This window comes from Streptomyces sp. NPDC107559 (assembly GCF_055657365.1).
On record NZ_JBVKBD010000006.1, the window covers coordinates 424,392 to 440,265 of the forward strand.

The following is a 15,874-nucleotide window of genomic DNA, read 5'->3' on the forward strand; positions in this document are numbered from 1 at the left end:
ACCTCCAGAAGTGTGGGCAGGCGGGGTCGCCGGGCGCGCCGGACCACGCCGACCGCAGTGGCGTCACGCGGTCGGCGGGTCGGCGCGGGTACTGCGGTCAGGCGGCGAGTTCGCCGGCCTGGAGCTGCCAGAGGGATGCGTAGAGTCCGTGCTGGGCGAGGAGTTCGTCGTGGGTACCCTGCTCGGCCACGACCCCGCCCTTGTCCATGACGTAGATCCGGTCGGCGTGGCGGACCGTGGAGAGCCGGTGGGCGATGATCAGCATCGTCCGGTCGGCCGCGAAGGCGCGGAGCGTCCGCTGGATGGCGGCCTCGGTCTCGTTGTCCACGGCGGAGGTGGCCTCGTCGAGGATCACGACCGGAGCGTCCTTGAGGATCGCCCGCGCCAGCGCGATCCGCTGCCGCTGGCCGCCGGAGAGAGCGGCGCCGCGTTCGCCGATCAGCGTGTCGTAGCCGTCCGGCAGCGTCGCGACGAAGGTGTGCGCCTCCGCCTTCATGGCCGCCTCGACCACGGCCTCGTCCGAGGCGGCGAAGCTGCCGTAACGGATGTTGTCGGCGACGGTGCCGTCGAAGAGGAAGGGGTCCTGGGCCACGAAGCCGATCGCGTGGCGCAGATGGTGCCGCGGCAGGTCGCGCACATCCCGCCCGTCGAGCAGCACGCTGCCGAAGTCCGCGTCCTGGAACCTCATCAGCAGCTTGGCGATCGTCGTCTTGCCGGAGCCGGTGGCGCCGACGAGGGCGGTGACCTGCCCGGCGGGGATGGTCAGTGAGAGGTCCTCCAGCGCCGGCGGCCGGCCGGGGTAGGCGAAGGTCACACCGTCGAGGACGATCTCCCCGTGCACCTTCTCGACGTCGAGCGGTCCGCCGGTGCCGTCCGACTCGGCGGGCAGGGCGTGCAGCCGCTGGACCCGGTCGTAGGCGGTCATCGTGCGCTGGTACTGGTCGACGATGCCGCCGAGCCGGTTCATCCGCAGCATCACCATCTGAGGCAGCCCGATCAGCGGACTGAACACCTCGAACCGCAGACTGCCGTTGAGTACCGACCGGCCGCCCATCAGCAGGGTTCCCGCCATCGAACTGGTCGTGCAGACCCGGACGATCTCGGCGTGGCGGATCGTGCTCCGGTCGGTCTGCCGGTTGCTCTCCTGAGCCTCCCCGCTCAGCCGGTCGATGCGCTCGGACTCGTAGTCCTCGGTGCAGAAGCTCTTGACGGTGGCGCCCGCCTCCAGGGTGTTCACCAGCTGGCTGTGCAGCCTGGCCCGCTGCTCGCCGGAGACGGTGTAGTCGGCCGCGGCCTTGTCCTGGTAGTGGAACGACAGCCAGGCGATGACCGGAATGGGCAGGAACGCGATCCAGGCGATCTGGGGTGCCAGCAGCAGGAACAGCGGCACCAGGAGGGCCAGGCTGGTGCCCAGTTGCAGCAGGTCGTTGGCCGCGGTGGCGAAGAAGGTGCCCAACTGGCGGACGTCGTCGGTGAGCGCGCCGGCGACCCGGGTGGTCCGCTCGCCTTCCAGATGCCGCAGTTCGAGGTGCTGCACATGGCCGTACGTCCGGTTGCGCCAGTCGTGCTCGATGTCCTGCCCGAGCCGGCGCCACTGGAGGCTCGAGGAGTACGACAGACCGGCCACGGCGCCACAGGCGACGGCCACCAGCCCTGCCAGGCCCCAGAGTTGAGCGGACGCGGTGGTCAGACCGAGGTGGACGAGCGGCGCGGCCTGGCCCTTGATGAGGACCAGCGCCGTCCAGCCGAGGAAGGTGCCGAGCGCCATCTCCGAGACCTGGCAGGCGACCGACAGCGCGGACGCGCGGTAGAGACGCCGGCGGTGCGGTCCGACGATCTCCAGCAGGGGATGTCGTTCGGCTCCGGCTCCGGCTCCGGCTCCGGCTCCGGCTCCGGCTCCGGGAAGGTCCCGGGCAGCGTCGACCGCTCTGCGCCATGCCTTGCGGACCACGACTCCGGTCGCCACCGCCACTCCGCCCAGGGCGACCAGCTGCCTGCCCAGCGACGCCCCGCGGATCAGGGCGAGGCACGCCACCACCCCGCCCCCGACGGCGAGCGCGGGGCGCACGACGCCACGGTCCGTGCGCGGGGCCGGCCCGGCGGCGGGCTGCGCCGGAGCCGGCCGCCGTGCCCCGGCCGAGCCCGCCACGACCATGGCGACGGCTCTGCGGACGAGTCGGCCGACGTCCGCGCCTTGCACTCGCGCATCGTGCCGGACGAGGAGCCCACCGGTGATCGGGCTGGCCTGTGCCTCGGTGATCCCGGGAATGCGCCGCAGGACCGCGGCAAGGACTTCGGCCGCCTGCGGCCGACCGAGAACCAGCTTGACGTCCCAGCGCTGGCGGCCCGAAATGACCGAACGCGGACGCACGTCCAAATCCGTGGAGTGAAATCCGGCTGCGGCACCCAGCAGAGATGACATGTGTACGATCACCTGTTTAGGAGGTCGCAAATTCCGCCACGAGCAAGACGGTTCAATGCGACGGAATGGAAATTCCAGAGAAAGTGACGCGATCGGCAGGTCTGCGGCCGACTACAACTGGGGGTGCATTTCTTCGGGCCCGACCGTCAATACGCGCCCGGGCCCCGCCCCCGGGCGCCGGACAGACCGTCAGCCCGTCAGTCCGTCTTGCCGACGCCGGCGGTCGCACGGATCTTCGGAGTCCTCGCCTCCCCCTCGGGCCGGGCGGCGCTCTCGCCCTTGGCGCCGTTCGGGATCCTGCTCTCGGCGGACCCATGACCGTCATCGGCGGCGATCTGCGCCGCCACCATCTCGGCGGTCACCTCGGCCGCAAGGTCCTGAATGTTCTCTCCGGCCTCCTGGGTCGCCCTCTTCACCTCCATGGCGATGCCCACGGACGTCTTGACGAGGCCGCGCATCAACGGCTTGAAGAGACGCTTGGCCAGCGGCGCGGCAACAAGGCCGATCAGGAAGGGCGGTACTACGGGGGGCATGACGCTCCATTCTCTCCACGCGTACGTATGGACAGGCATTCCGCACGCCGCGAACAGCGAGGCGGCGCACAACTGGGCGAGCAGGAGCACCGATCTTCGGAATTTACGATTTCCCCGCCGGGGCCGATTCCCCACCGACGGATCCGGAACCCGCTCTTCCAACACCGTAGCCGAGTCGTGTCCTTCGAGACCAAATCGCCTAGACCGGTTTCACTCATGCGAGTGCCATTGACGCCACCGGGCGACACGAATTACCGTACGCGCACCCATCGACCGCCCCACCGGGCCGATTTCCCCATTACCCTGAGGACTATCGGGTTTCCGACTGATCTCACGGAAGGCGGTACCCCCTGGGCGGCTCCGTCGAGCACCGCCCGGATTCCGCGAACCGCCGGTGCCCATCACAATCGCACCCGGCCACACCGAGTACCGCTTCGGTCAATTACGGGCCTTACCGCACAGACCCCTCGTAGTCCATACATGGCCGCCTATGCTCCGACTCTCCCCGCGAGTGCGCCCGGGAGGGGCGATGGCCGGCGGGGAGACGCCGCGACCGAGCGACCGCACGAGCACGAGGGGGACCTTTCATGGACCGAGCCCGCATTGCCGCCGTTCCCGCCACCCGCCCCGAGACCCGGCCCCACCCCGAGACCCGGCCCCGCACCAGGACCCGGCGGACCGTGACCTGGCTGGGGGTCGCGGCAGCCCTCGCGGTGGTCGGCGCCGTCGCCCCCGACGCCTCGGCCGCCACCTACCGGTACGACTGCCGCCGGCTCGCCGGTGCCGGCTCTTACAGCAGCCCGAAGCAGCTCGGCAATGTCACCGGGCGCACCGTCGTCGCCGTCGACTGCCCGCCGCTGACCTCCGGACTCCCCTACAACCACCGCTACTTCTCGTTCACCCTGACCCGGGCCGCCCGGGTGCCGTCGCTGGTCGGAGCCACCTTCCGGCTCACCTCCGGTCAGAGTTCGGCCGTGAACCCGTCGCTGAGCAGGGGCCCGGTGACCTGGCTGCACACCTCCGCCGGGATCTGGACACGGGACCGGGCGACCGGCGCCCTCAACGGGCGCTACCTCCCACTGGCCCCGTACCCGGGCGGCGGGGTGCTCCCGGCCGGGACCTACCGGGTCGACATGCAGAAGCTGAGGTCACCGCTGTCCTCGCTGAGCACCCCGTGGTTCAACGTGGTGGTGGCGGTGTCCTGAGCCGGAGTGTCCTGGTGTCACCGGGCGCGCACACCGGTCCGGCCGGCCCGAGGGCGACCGGATACAGTGCGCGGGACGGCAGCCCGGTCAGGGAGGGGAAGCGTGACCGACACCAGCAACGCCCGAACCGCCGACAGTGAAGCGCGAGCGCCCCGGCAGAGCCGACTGCACCGCCTGATGCGCTACATCCCCCTGATCGCCCCGGTCCTGCTGTGGGCCGTGCCCTGCGGGGTGCTCCTGTACGGCGGGCAGCACTGGCCGCTGCCCGTCACACTGACCGGCACCGCGCTGTTCGTCCTCGGACTCATCGCCATGCCGCTCGCGATGATGCGCGGCCACGGCCGGCGGCAGCAGGACCGGGCGGCGATCGTCGGTGACACCCTGCTGGGCAGCAGCTGGATTCTGTTCACCTGGTCCGTACTGCTCGGCGTCCTGCTGCGGCTCGCCCTGACCGTCGCCGGGGTCGGCGACGGTCAGGACCGGGCCCGCATCGTCACCTGGGCCGTCCTCGGCGTCACCGCCGCACTCCTCGTCTGGGGCTACGCCGAGGCCCGCCGTGTACCACGCGTACGCCGACTCGACGTACAACTCCCGCGGCTGGGCGCCGGGTTGGACGGCCTGCGGGTCGCCCTCATCACCGACACCCACTACGGACCGCTCGATCGCGCCCGCTGGTCGGAGCGGGTGTGCGAGACGGTGAACACGCTGGAGGCCGACCTGGTCTGCCACACCGGCGACATCGCGGACGGCACGGCCGAACGCCGCCGCGCCCAGGCCCTCCCGCTCGGCACCGTGCAGGCCACCCGGGCCCGTGTCTACGTCACCGGCAACCACGAGTACTACAGCGAAGCCCAGGGCTGGGTCGACCTGATGGACGAGCTGGGCTGGGAGCCGCTGCGCAACCGCCATCTGCTGCTCGAACGCGGCGGCGACACCCTCGTGGTCGCCGGCGTGGACGATGTCACCGCCGAGTCCTCCGGCCTGGCGGGCCACCGCGCCCACCTCGCCGGGGCCCTGGACGGCTCCGACCCCGAACTGCCCGTCCTGCTGCTGGCGCACCAGCCCAAGTTCGTCGACAGGGCGGCAGCCGAGGGCATCGACCTCCAGCTCTCCGGCCACACCCACGGCGGCCAGATCTGGCCCTTCCACCACTTGGTCCGCATCGACCAGCCCGCCGTCGCCGGCCTCAGCCGGCACGGCGCCCGCACCCTCCTCTACACCAGCCGCGGCACCGGCTTCTGGGGCCCGCCGTTCCGCGTCTTCGCCCCCAGCGAGATCACCCTCCTCGTACTCCGCTCCCCGAACCTGCCCACCTCGCCGTAACACCGGGCGGGCCGACGCCCCCTGAGCTGCGAGGTACGGCGGAGGCGCCCGGTGTGGCGCAGCGGGCGTCACCTTCCCGGATCTTGATCGTTGAGGTCGCCGTGCCGACCACTCCCCGGGACTCCTTCGCCGGGCCACCACAGCAGTTGCTCGATCGGCGGGGCGCCGACCCCTACCCGTATTTCGCCTGGTTGCGGCGCCATGCGCCGGTCTCGGCCGAGCGGAAGACCAACGGGACGACCGTGTGGCAGATCGCCCGCTACGCGGACGTCGACGCGTTGATCGCCGATGGCCGGCTGAGCAAGCGCCCGGAGCGGGTGCCGGGCTACGTCGCCGGACCGCCGGGGCTGAACCGGCACCTGGTGCACAGCGATCCGCCCGACCACACGCGGTTGCGGGCCTTGGTGAACACCGCGTTCATCCCGCGCCGGGTCACCGCGCTGGAGCCGGTCATCCGCACCGCCGCGACACGGCTGCTGGACCGGCTGGAGGGCCGGCACCGGGTCGAGCTGATCGGGGACTTCGCAGGGCCGCTCACCTTCGCCGTGATCTGCCGCATCCTCGGAGTCCCGCCGGCCATGGACACCCCGGAGCTTCGCGAGCTGCTGCTCGCCACCGTCATGCCCACAGGCACGCACGCCACAGCGGCGGGCAGGAGCCGCACCGGCCGGGACCTGCACGCGTTCCTCGCCGAGCTGGTGGCGCACAAACGCGCCGCCGGGCCTGCCGCGACCGCGGAGACGGACCTCGTCGGCGCGCTGGTGCACGCACGCGACCACGGCGACACCCTGACCGAGGAGGAACTGCTGTCCACGGCGTACCTGCTGCTGCTGGTGGGCCACGACACCACGCTCAACCTGATCGGCAACGGCACGCTGGCCCTGCTCCAGCACCCCGACCAGGCCAAACGACTGGACGCCGAACCCGACCTGATCGGCCTCGCGGTCGAGGAGCTGCTGCGCTTCGACGCACCCGTACGCGACGCCACCTTCCGCGTGACCGCCGAACCGGTCGAGGCCGGTGGCCACACCATCCCGCCCGGTGACGTGGTCAGCCTGCTGATCGGCTCGGCGAACCGCGACCCTGAGCAGTTCGACCAGCCCGACGTCCTCGACCTCACTCGCACGCCCAACGAGCACCTGTCCTTCGGCCGGGGCCCGCACTTCTGCATCGGTGCCGCGCTGGCCCGTCTGGAGGCCCGCATCGCCTTCCCGCTGCTGTTGGAACGCCTCGGCCAGATCCGTCTCGCGATCCCCGCCGAATCCCTGACCTGGCGGCCCACCCGCGTCATGCGCGGACTGGCCGCCCTGCCTCTGGAACGCTACTGAACGGCGGAAACGATGCACCACTCCCCCGACGCAGGCGACCCGGTGCTCACCGAGGTCCGCGGCACCGCCCTGGTCATCACCCTGAACCGGCCCACGGTCCGCAACGCCATCGACGCACCGACGGCCGCCGCCCTGGACGCGGCCCTGTCCGCGCTGGACGACGACGAGCAACTGCGCGCCGGGATCCTGACCGGAGCCGGCGGCCACTTCTGCTCCGGCATGGACCTCAAGGCGTTCCCCGAACACGGCATCCCCACCGTCGGGGAACGCGGCCTGGCAGGGCTGACGCGCTCGCGTCGGAGCACCCCGCTGATCGCGGCGGTCGAGGGCGCCGCGGTGGCCGGTGGCTTCGAACTCGCCCTGGCCTGCGACCTGATCGTCGCCGGTGAGTCGGCGTTCTTCGGCCTGCCGGAGGTCGCCCGCGGCCTGGTCGCCTCCGAAGGCGGGGCGATCCGGCTGCCGGGCCGCCTGCCCTACCACCTCGCCATGGAACTACTGCTCACCGGCGACCGACTGCCCGCGTTCCGTGCCGAACACCACGGACTGGTCAACCGGCTGGTCCCCGACGGCCAGGCGGTCACCGCGGCCCTCGACCTGGCCGAACGGATTAGCCGCCACACCTCCGACGCGGTCACGACCGTCAAACACATCGTCCACAGCACACGGGGCCACGACGAACCCACGGCCTTCATCCTCCAGGACCCCATCAGCACCCGGCTGATGGCATCCCCTCAGGCAGCCGCCGGCGCACGCCGATTCACCCAGACGACAACCCGCAGGGCGAGCCCGTAGACCCTTGCCTTGCCCCGCAATCCGGTTCGGCCAGGACCTCGAACGGCATCGTCCTGCACAAGTACGCCCTCGATGCCCGATCGGTTTGCACCTGCACGAACAGCCGCGTCTCCCACTCTTCCTCACCGGTGTACGCCGCGAGGAAGGGTGGGACATCGCAGGAAGTTCGCCGTGGCGGTCGACCTCCTGTGAGCCGGCATGGTGGCCGCACGCACAGCCACCCCCCGAACTATGTTGCCCCACCACATGTGCGCCCGACCTGGCGCTTCCTACGGTGTGCCGACACGTACCCGTCCCCACCGCACACGAGGAAGTGGCGCACATGGCCTCAGCAGCATCCGCTCCCCCGACACCCGGCAACCTCAAGCGCATCGTCGCCGCCAGCCTCATCGGCACCACCATCGAGTGGTACGACTTCTTCCTCTACGGCTCCGCAGCCGCGCTCGTCTTCAACAAGCTGTTCTTTCCCGACTCCGATCCGCTGGTCGGCACCCTGCTGTCGTTCCTGACGTACGCCGTCGGGTTCGCCGCCCGGCCCCTGGGCGCGCTGGTGTTCGGGCACTACGGCGACCGGCTCGGCCGCAAGAAGCTGCTGGTGCTTAGCCTGCTGCTGATGGGCGGGGCCACCTTCGCGATCGGACTGCTGCCGACGCACGCCAGTGTCGGGGCGGCCGCCCCGGTGCTGCTGACCGCGCTGCGGCTGGTGCAGGGGTTCGCACTGGGCGGCGAGTGGGGCGGCGCCGTGCTGCTGGTGTCCGAGCACGGCGACGCACGCCGGCGCGGGTTCTGGGCCTCGTGGCCGCAGACCGGGGCCCCCGCCGGGCAGCTCCTGGCGACCGGCGTCCTGTCCCTGCTGACCGCCGTGCTGTCGGACGACGCCTTCGGCAGCTGGGGCTGGCGCATCCCGTTCCTGCTGTCCGGGGTGCTGGTGGCCGTCGGTCTGTGGATCCGGCTGTCGGTCGACGAGTCGCCGGTCTTCCGGGAGGCGCTGGCCCGGGCCGAGGCGCGCAAGGCGACCCGTGCCGAGGTGACCGAGCAACTGCCGCTGGTGTCGGTGCTGCGCCACCACTGGCGCGACATCCTGGTGGCGATGGGCGCGCGCATGGCGGAGAACATCAGCTACTACGTCATCACCGCCTTCATCCTCGTCTACGCCACCACCTCGGCCGGTGTCTCCAAGCAGACCGCGCTCAACGCGGTGCTGATCGCGTCGGCCGTGCACTTCGCGGTGATCCCGGCGTGGGGCGCGCTGTCGGACCGGGTGGGCCGTCGGCCGGTGTATCTGCTGGGTGCGGTCGGGGTCGGACTGTGGATGTTCCCGTTCTTCTCGCTCATCGACACCGGTGGATTCGGCAGCCTGGTCCTCGCGGTGACGGTGGGTCTGGTGCTGCACGGGGCGATGTACGCGCCGCAGGCCGCGTTCTTCTCGGAGATGTTCGCGACCCGGATGCGTTACTCCGGTGCCTCCATCGGCGCCCAGTTCGCCTCGGTCGCCGCGGGCGCGCCGGCGCCGCTGATCGCCACCGCGCTGCTGTCCGACTACGACAGCTCCACTCCGATCGCCCTGTACGTGATCGCCGCGGCCGCCCTGACGGTGGTCGCCGTACTGGTGGCGAAGGAGACCCGGCTGCGCGACCTCGCGGACGTCTCGGCCGAGGCCGGGGCCGAGACCGCTTCGGCACCGGCGGCGGACGCGCGCATCGCCTGAGCCGCCGGTTCCCGCCCGTCCCCCGACCCCGTGCGCCCCGCGTGCGGGGTCGGGGGCGTCACGCCGCCGAAAGCCGGTGCAGGCGCAGGGCGAGCTGGATCTCCAGGACACGGGCCGGGCTCTGCCAGTCGTCACCGAGCAGCCGGCCGACGCGCTCCAGACGCTGGGCGACCGTGTTCACATGGACATGCAGTTCGTCCTTGGTACGGGCCGGGCTCATCCCGCAGGCGAAGTACGCGTCGAGGGTGTGCAGCAGATCGGTGCCGCGCCGCTCGTCGTACGCCACCACCTGGCCGACGGTGCGGTCGACGAAGCCGGCTATGTCCCGGTCACCGGCAAGGAGCAGGCCGAGGAACCCGAAGTCGTCGGCGGCCGCGCCGTCCCCGGTGCGGCCCAGCAGCCGGAGGGCGTCGAGACACCGTCGCGCCTCCACGTAGGCCGCGGCCACGCCGTCCGGGCGCGCGGCGAGGCCGTCCACCGCGGCGGAGGCGCCGACGGTGACCGCCTCGTGGACGGCCGTACCCAGGTGCCGGGAGGTGCGCCGGGCGAGGTCGGTGACGGTGTCGCCGCGGACGAGGGGCAGCAGCAGTACGGTGCCGCCGTCGCGGGCGGCGGCCAGCCCGTGCCGGGTGGCGGCGAGGTGCGAGGCGGCCGACCACAGGCGCCGGCGGGCGGCCGCCTCCTGGTCGGCGTCGGCCGCGGCGCCGTCGAGGCGGGCGGCGAGCACGACATGGGTGGCGTCGAGGTCGGCGTGCAGCCGCGTGGCGCGTTCGCGCAGCAGGCGCGGGTCGCGGTCACGGGCGTCCAGCAGGTCGTCGAGGAGTTCGCCGCGCACCCGTTGTTCGGCCTCGGCGGCGGAGCGTCTGGCGAGCAGCAGCAGGGAGGTGACCATCGCCGCGCGTTCCAGGGTGCGCTGGTCGACCGGGTCGAGGTCCGGGTGGCCGCGCAGCACCAGGGCGCCGAGCAGTTCGCCGCCGGCGGTCACGGCGGCGATCCAGTCCTTGCCGTGCCGTACGGCGTGTCCTTCGGCACGGGACGCCTCCAGGGCCGGGGCCGGGGTGCCGGCGGACTCGGTGAACTCGACCGTGCCGTCGAGGACCTCGGCGACGGCGGCGGCCACGTCGTGCACCCCGCCGCCGCGCAGGACGAGTTCGGCGAGCCGGTCGTGGATGTCGGAGGCGCGTTCGATGACGGCGCTGCGGTCCTTGATGATCTCGTTGGCCCGCTCCAGGCCGGCCAGGGCGGAGCGGGTCTCGGTGAGCAGGTTGGCGGTGTCGATGGCCGCCGCGGCGAGGGCGGCGAAGGAGCCGAGCAGCGCGATCTGCTCCCGCTCGAAGACCCTGGCCCGGCGGTCCGCGGCGAACAGCACCCCGATGACCTGGGGTCCCAGCATCAGGGGTACGCCGAGGATGGCGACCAGGCCCTCGTCCTGGACGCCCGCGTCGATGGTGGTGGTGTGCTGGAACCGGCCGTCCCGGAAGTAGTCGTCGGTGACGTAGGGCCGGGCCGTCTGCGCGACGAGGCCGCCGAGGCCCTCGCCCATCCCCAGCCGCAGCTGCTGGAAGCGGGCGGCGACCGAGCCCTCGGTCACCCGCATGTAGGTGTCGCCCCGGGCCGGGTCGTGGAGGCTGAGGTAGGCGACGTCGGTGCCCAGCAGCGACCGGGCGCGCTGGACGATCGCCGGGAGGACGGCGTCGAGGTCCCTGAGCCCGGCCAGGTCGTGCGCGGTCTCGAAGAGCGCGGACAGCTCGGCCTCGCGCCGCCGTCGTCCCTCCAGCTCCGAACGCACGCGCAGGGCGAGCAGCTTGGCGTGTTCGAGGGCGGCGATCCGTGCGGCCGGCTCCGCCGTGGCGCGGGCCCGCAGCACCGGCTCCTCGTAGGCGTCGACGGCCGCGCCCCGGGCCAGGAGCTCCAGGAACGGCGCCTCGGCCGCGTGGGGCGAGGGCTCGGCCTCACGGGCGGGACGCTCGACCGACTGCACATGATCGCGGGACATGGTCACAGGATCCCCCATGGCGCGGCCGCGGCGTCAGGCCTGTGGACAACTCCGGCGCACGACGGCAGGAGCCGGCTCAGTGTGCGGTCCAGCCACCGTCCAGCACCAGGGACGTGCCGGTCACGAACGACGCCCCCGGGCTGCACAGATAGGCGACCGCCTCGGCGACCTCCGCCGGTTCGATGAGCCGTTTGACCGCGCTGTCCTTCAGGAGCACCTCGGACAGCACGCGCTCCTCGGAGATCCCGTGCGCCCTCGACTGATCACTGAGCTGCTGTTCGACCAGCGGGGTGCGCACATAGGCGGGGTTCACGCAGTTCGAGGTGACGCCGTGCGCGGCGCCTTCGAGTGCGGCCGTCTTGGAGAGCCCCTCCAGGCCGTGCTTGGCGGCGACGTACGCGGACTTGTAGGGCGAGGCCCGCAGCCCGTGCACCGAGGACACGTTGACGATGCGGCCCCAGCCCTGCCCGTACATGTGGGGAAGGGCGCCGCGGATGAGCCGGAACGGCGCCTCCAGCATCACGGTGAGCACGGTGTGGAAGACGTCGGGCGGGAACTCCTCGATGGGCCGTACCAGTTGCAGCCCGGCGTTGTTGACCAGGATGTCGGTGCCCGCGGCGGCGAGTTCGGCGGTGTCCAGGTCGGTGAGGTCGAGGACCTGCGGCTCGACGCCGCCCGGCAGGTCCACGGCTCGTCGGGCGAGTGCCTCCAGGCCCCGGACGTCGCGGTCGACCGCTCTCACCTTGGCGCCGGCGGCGGCCAGCCGCAGGGCGCAGGCTCTGCCGATGCCGCCGGCGGCGCCGGTGACCAGGGCGGTGCGGCCGCCGAGGTCGAGCGGGACGGCGGTCGGAACGGGGAGGGCACTGGGCGCGGTCATGCCCAGACCCTAGGCAGCCGTCCCACCCCGCCCCATGTGCTCAAGGCCCACACTTCAGAACGTACTCATGGGGCTTGCCCCTATGGGGTGCCGTCCCGGTACTCCCTCCGCTCAGAGGGGGCCGGTGGGGTCGAACCAGGTGGGCCCGTCGGACAGTGCCAGCTTGATCCGGTGCCGGGCGAACTCGTTGAGGTCGGGCAGGGCGTCCACCTCGAACCAGCCCACGTCGAGCGACTCGTCGTCGTTGACCCGGGCCTCCCCGCCGACGGCACGGCAGCGGAAGGTGATGTCCATGTACTGGCACATGTCCCCGTTGGCGTACGTGACCGGCGTCAGCGCCTGGACCAGGACGACCCGCTCGACGACGCACCGTACCGCGGTCTCCTCCTCGACCTCCCGAACGGCGCACGCGGCGGGCTGCTCCCCCGGCTCCGGGATACCGCCGATGACGGACCACTTGCCGGTGTCGGAGCGGCGGCCCAGCAACACTCTGCCCGCATCGTCGAAGACGAGGGCGGTCACTCCGGGGAGCCAGAGCAGTTGCTGTCCGGCGGAGGCCCGCAGTTCGCGGATGAAGTCAGGAGTAGCCATGGGGCCGACCCTAGCGGGTCGGCCCCATGGCTCCGTCTCGCCCAGGAGGCGTTCGGCAGGCGTACGGCTACACGCCACCGGCGCGTCGGCCGCGCACACCGGCGGCGACGGCCCAGCCGAGCCCGCCGGCCGCCACGAGGACGAGGGCGATCTCGGGCAGGATGCCCAGCCGGGTGGCGGGCGTCTCGGAGGAGCGCAGCGGCACCTTCTGCACCAGCGAGTCGGCCACGAACATGCCGGTCTTCCGGACGATCTTCCCGTCCGGCATGATGACCGCGCTGACCCCGCTGGTCACCGGGACGGTGACGGTGCGGCTGTGCTCGACGGCGCGGACCCGCGACATGGCGAGCTGCTGGTAGGTCATCTCGCTGCGGTCGAAGGTGGCGTTGTTGCTCGGCACGGAGATCATCTGGGCCCCGTGGGTGACGGTGTCGCGCACGGCCCAGTCGAAGGCCGCCTCGTAACAGGTGGCGAGTCCGACCTTGGAGCCGTCCATGTCGAACACGCCCGGCTTGCTGCCCCGGCTGAAGTCCTGGCGGATCATCGACGTCCAGTCCTTGTTGATCGCGCCGATGAGCGAACGCAGCGGGAGGTACTCGCCGAACGGCTGGATCTGCCGCTTGTCGTACGTGTCCAGCGGGCCCTTCTGCGGGTCCCAGAGGATCTGCTCGTTGAAGAGCTTGCCGTCCCGCTCGACGACGCCGCCGACCGAGATCGGCGCGCCGATCCGCTTGGCCGCCGCGTCGATGACGGCGGCCGCGTCGGGGTTGGCGAGCGGGTCGATGTCGGAGGAGTTCTCCGGCCACAGCACGAAGTCGGGCCGCGGCACCTTGCCCGCCTCGACCTCGGCGGCCAGGCGCTGCGTCTCGCGCGCGTGGAAGTCGAGCACGGCGCGGCGCTGGGCGTTGAACTCCAGTCCGAGCCGCGGCACATTGCCCTGGATGACGGCGACGGTCGCCGTGCCGTCCTCGGCCTTGTCGCTGACCAGCGGGCGGGCGGCCACCGCGCCCGCGACCGGCACGGCCACGCTGAGCAGGGCCACGGTGGCGGCGGAGCGCCGCACGGTACGGGTGCCGCGTGCCGCGACGGCCAGCCGCACGGCCTCGCACAGGCCGAAGCCGCACAGCACGACCGCGAAGCCGAGCACCGGGGTGCCGCCGACCGCCGCGAGCGGCAGGAAGACACCGTCCGCCTGACCGAACGCGATCTTGCCCCAGGGGAAGCCGCGGAAGGGCACCCGCGCGCGTACCGCCTCACCGGCGATCCACAGCGCGGCCGCCCACACCGGCCAGGCGGGAAGTCGGGACACCGCGGCGACACCCACGCCGACCAGCCCGACGAACAGTGCCTCGATCGCGACCAGGGCGAGCCAGGGGCCGGGGCCGACCTCGACACCGGTCCACACCAGCAGCGGCAGCAGGAAGCCGAGGCCGAAGAGGTAGCCGAGGCCCAGGGCCGCCTTCCAGCTCCGGTCGCGCAGCACCCAGCCGAAGACGGCGAAGGCCGGCAGGGCCAGCCACCACAGGGTGCGTGGGGGGAAGCTGACGTAGAGCAGCACTCCGGAGAGCGCCGCGGCGACGGCCGGGACGAGGCGCAGAAGCCGACGGCCGCGCGCTGCGGGCGCGGCCGGGGGTTCCAGCTGGTCCGACTGGCCTACTGAGGTTGCGGTGACGGTCACCCCGGGAGTGTACGGCCGCTGACCTCGGCGTCCACAACGCGGCCGGATGCGGGACAGGCCCGGACCCGGTGCGTGGGCGGGCGACGCGGGGCATCGCCCGCACCTCTTGCGGCAACGTTTCTGCGGGGTGCCGCACAGCTCATCCACAAACCGTCCATCAGCCGTTACGGTGGGCCGGAGTCTTCGCTGCGGGGCCGGTCGCGGTCGGCGCGGAGGCGGTCGTGCGGCGGGGGCCGGACGACGGGACTGTCACGGGTCGGGGGCGGCCGGGTGCGGGGGGACGGGGTGGAGTTCACGGGGAGGACGTCCGCTGCCGGTCCGGCGGCGGACGGTGACAGACGCAACGCCTTCGACGGCGTGGGCGTCCTGGTGCTCGGGGCCTGCGCCGCCTGGTCCCTGCTGACGGCGGCCGCCCACGACGGCCGCCCCGAGGGGGTGCTGCTCGCGCTGCTCGCCGTGGCGGCGGGCTATGCCGCCGGGCGGATCTTCGGGGCGCTGCTGCCGGTGGCGGCACCCTGCGCCGGGGCACTGGCCGGGCTGGTACTGACCCTGACCGTGCCGCATCTCGCGCCAGGACCGCAGATCGTCGCGCCGCTCGGACCCGCCGGGGCGACCGCGGCCCTGCTGACCCTCTCGGCCGGCTCCGCGTGCTGCGCCGCCTGGGCCGCGCCCGCCCCGGCCGCACGGCTGGCGGCGTGTCTGCTGGCGGCCGCGATCACCGTGACCGCGGCCGTGCGCGGCTCGGTCGTCGGCGCCGCCGCCTGCGTCGCGGTGCTGCTGTACTCGCTCGCCACGGGCCGGATGCGCCGCCGGGGTCCCGGCATCGCGCTCCTGGCCCTGACCGCCGCCCTGGTCACGGGCCTGACCTGGGCGGTCGCCGGGAACGCGCTGCCGGACGGGCTCACCTCGGCCCTGGAGGGCGGGCTCACGACGCACCGGGTAGAGCTGTGGCACGACGCTCTGGACCTGGCGGGCCGGGAGAGCGCGCTGGGCGTGGGCCCGGGACGCTTCGGCGACCTCAGCGCCACGGCGGCCGCCGCGACGCCGTCCGACGGGAAGCCGCACTCGGCGCCGTTGCAGCTGGCCGCCGAACAGGGTGTGGTGGGTGTGGCCCTGCTCGCGGCCGCCTTCTGCTGGCTGCTGGGCGCGCTGTGGCGCTCGCCGCGTCCCACCCCCGTCGTACTGACCGCGGGCGCGGCGCTGACGGCGCTGGCGGCCATCGCCTCGGTGGGCGACGCGCTGAGCTTCACCGCGGTGTCGGTCGGCGCGGGGCTCCTGGCCGGGCTGGCCACGGCGCGGCCGCTGGACCAGGAGCCCGCGCCGGACGCATCGGATCGAATGGGCGAACCGAGGGTACGCGCGCGGGGCGGCCGGCCGGCCCCGTGACCGGGGCGGATGCCCGGCGCACCGGTCCAGGCGGT

At 72.7% G+C, this 15,874-nt stretch carries 12 protein-coding genes; 6 read left to right on the plus strand and 6 right to left on the minus strand.

All coding sequences use genetic code 11. The features are described 5' to 3' along the window. Nucleotides 1-97: 97 nt before the first annotated feature. Together ACZ7OY_RS20995 and ACZ7OY_RS21000 are read right to left on the minus strand one after the other, a co-directional pair. The gene (locus ACZ7OY_RS20995; protein WP_471912754.1) at nucleotides 98-2,371 is read right to left on the minus strand and encodes an ABC transporter ATP-binding protein; all 2,274 of its coding nucleotides are present in this window, start codon (nucleotides 2,369-2,371) and stop codon (nucleotides 98-100) included. A 248-nt stretch (nucleotides 2,372-2,619) separates the two neighbouring features. Beyond that, nucleotides 2,620-2,955 carry a DUF5132 domain-containing protein gene (locus tag ACZ7OY_RS21000; protein ID WP_471912755.1) on the minus strand — a complete coding sequence of 112 codons (336 nt, stop codon included), beginning with the start codon at nucleotides 2,953-2,955 and terminating at the stop codon, nucleotides 2,620-2,622. A 587-nt stretch (nucleotides 2,956-3,542) separates the two neighbouring features. On the opposite strand from ACZ7OY_RS21000, the gene ACZ7OY_RS21005 reads away from it, so the two are divergent. From ACZ7OY_RS21005 to ACZ7OY_RS21025, 5 genes are all read left to right on the plus strand, one after another. Next, nucleotides 3,543-4,160, plus strand: a complete 618-nt coding sequence (locus ACZ7OY_RS21005; RefSeq protein WP_471912756.1) for a hypothetical protein — start codon at nucleotides 3,543-3,545, stop codon at nucleotides 4,158-4,160. Nucleotides 4,161-4,262: 102 nt separating this feature from the next. Then, a complete protein-coding gene (locus tag ACZ7OY_RS21010) occupies nucleotides 4,263-5,483 on the plus strand; it encodes a metallophosphoesterase (protein ID WP_471912757.1) in 1,221 nt (406 codons plus the stop codon). 83 nt (nucleotides 5,484-5,566) lie between these two features. Beyond that, the gene (locus ACZ7OY_RS21015) at nucleotides 5,567-6,811 is read left to right on the plus strand and encodes a cytochrome P450 family protein (RefSeq protein ID WP_471912758.1); all 1,245 of its coding nucleotides are present in this window, start codon (nucleotides 5,567-5,569) and stop codon (nucleotides 6,809-6,811) included. Between the two features lie 12 nt (nucleotides 6,812-6,823). Next, entirely contained in the window at nucleotides 6,824-7,603 is a 780-nt protein-coding gene (locus ACZ7OY_RS21020; RefSeq protein ID WP_471912759.1) for a crotonase/enoyl-CoA hydratase family protein, read from the plus strand. Nucleotides 7,604-7,925: 322 nt separating this feature from the next. Further along, a complete protein-coding gene (locus tag ACZ7OY_RS21025; RefSeq protein WP_471912760.1) occupies nucleotides 7,926-9,311 on the plus strand; it encodes an MFS transporter in 1,386 nt (461 codons plus the stop codon). Nucleotides 9,312-9,369: 58 nt separating this feature from the next. Here the strand turns inward: ACZ7OY_RS21025 and ACZ7OY_RS21030 are convergent, their stop codons facing one another. The 4 genes from ACZ7OY_RS21030 to lnt form a co-directional block, all read right to left on the minus strand. Further along, nucleotides 9,370-11,307 (minus strand): helix-turn-helix domain-containing protein, encoded by a 1,938-nt coding sequence (locus ACZ7OY_RS21030; protein WP_471912761.1) that lies wholly within the window; start codon nucleotides 11,305-11,307, stop codon nucleotides 9,370-9,372. A gap of 76 nt (nucleotides 11,308-11,383) precedes the next feature. Then, nucleotides 11,384-12,184, minus strand: a complete 801-nt coding sequence (locus tag ACZ7OY_RS21035) for a 3-hydroxybutyrate dehydrogenase (protein ID WP_471912762.1) — start codon at nucleotides 12,182-12,184, stop codon at nucleotides 11,384-11,386. 111 nt (nucleotides 12,185-12,295) lie between these two features. After that, the gene (locus tag ACZ7OY_RS21040) at nucleotides 12,296-12,775 is read right to left on the minus strand and encodes an NUDIX hydrolase (RefSeq protein WP_471912763.1); all 480 of its coding nucleotides are present in this window, start codon (nucleotides 12,773-12,775) and stop codon (nucleotides 12,296-12,298) included. 67 nt (nucleotides 12,776-12,842) lie between these two features. Next, on the minus strand, nucleotides 12,843-14,453 hold the full coding sequence (gene lnt, locus ACZ7OY_RS21045) for an apolipoprotein N-acyltransferase (RefSeq protein ID WP_471912764.1): 1,611 nt from the start codon (nucleotides 14,451-14,453) through the stop codon (nucleotides 12,843-12,845). Nucleotides 14,454-14,810: 357 nt separating this feature from the next. Here lnt and ACZ7OY_RS21050 point away from each other — a divergent pair, with 357 nt between their 5' ends. Next, nucleotides 14,811-15,839, plus strand: a complete 1,029-nt coding sequence (locus ACZ7OY_RS21050; RefSeq protein WP_471912809.1) for an O-antigen ligase family protein — start codon at nucleotides 14,811-14,813, stop codon at nucleotides 15,837-15,839. Nucleotides 15,840-15,874 lie beyond the last annotated feature (35 nt).

What these genes read in the sequence shown, in the direction of transcription:
- ACZ7OY_RS21000 (WP_471912755.1), bottom strand. Translation starts at nt 2,955, where the DNA reads ATGCCCCCCGTAGTACCGCCCTTCCTGATCGGCCTTGTTGCCGCGCCG.
- ACZ7OY_RS21020 (WP_471912759.1), top strand. Translation starts at nt 6,824, where the DNA reads ATGCACCACTCCCCCGACGCAGGCGACCCGGTGCTCACCGAGGTCCGC.
- ACZ7OY_RS21040 (WP_471912763.1), bottom strand. Translation starts at nt 12,775, where the DNA reads ATGGCTACTCCTGACTTCATCCGCGAACTGCGGGCCTCCGCCGGACAG.
- ACZ7OY_RS21035 (WP_471912762.1), bottom strand. Translation starts at nt 12,184, where the DNA reads ATGACCGCGCCCAGTGCCCTCCCCGTTCCGACCGCCGTCCCGCTCGAC.
- ACZ7OY_RS21025 (WP_471912760.1), top strand. Translation starts at nt 7,926, where the DNA reads ATGGCCTCAGCAGCATCCGCTCCCCCGACACCCGGCAACCTCAAGCGC.
- ACZ7OY_RS21005 (WP_471912756.1), top strand. Translation starts at nt 3,543, where the DNA reads ATGGACCGAGCCCGCATTGCCGCCGTTCCCGCCACCCGCCCCGAGACC.
- ACZ7OY_RS21030 (WP_471912761.1), bottom strand. Translation starts at nt 11,307, where the DNA reads ATGTCCCGCGATCATGTGCAGTCGGTCGAGCGTCCCGCCCGTGAGGCC.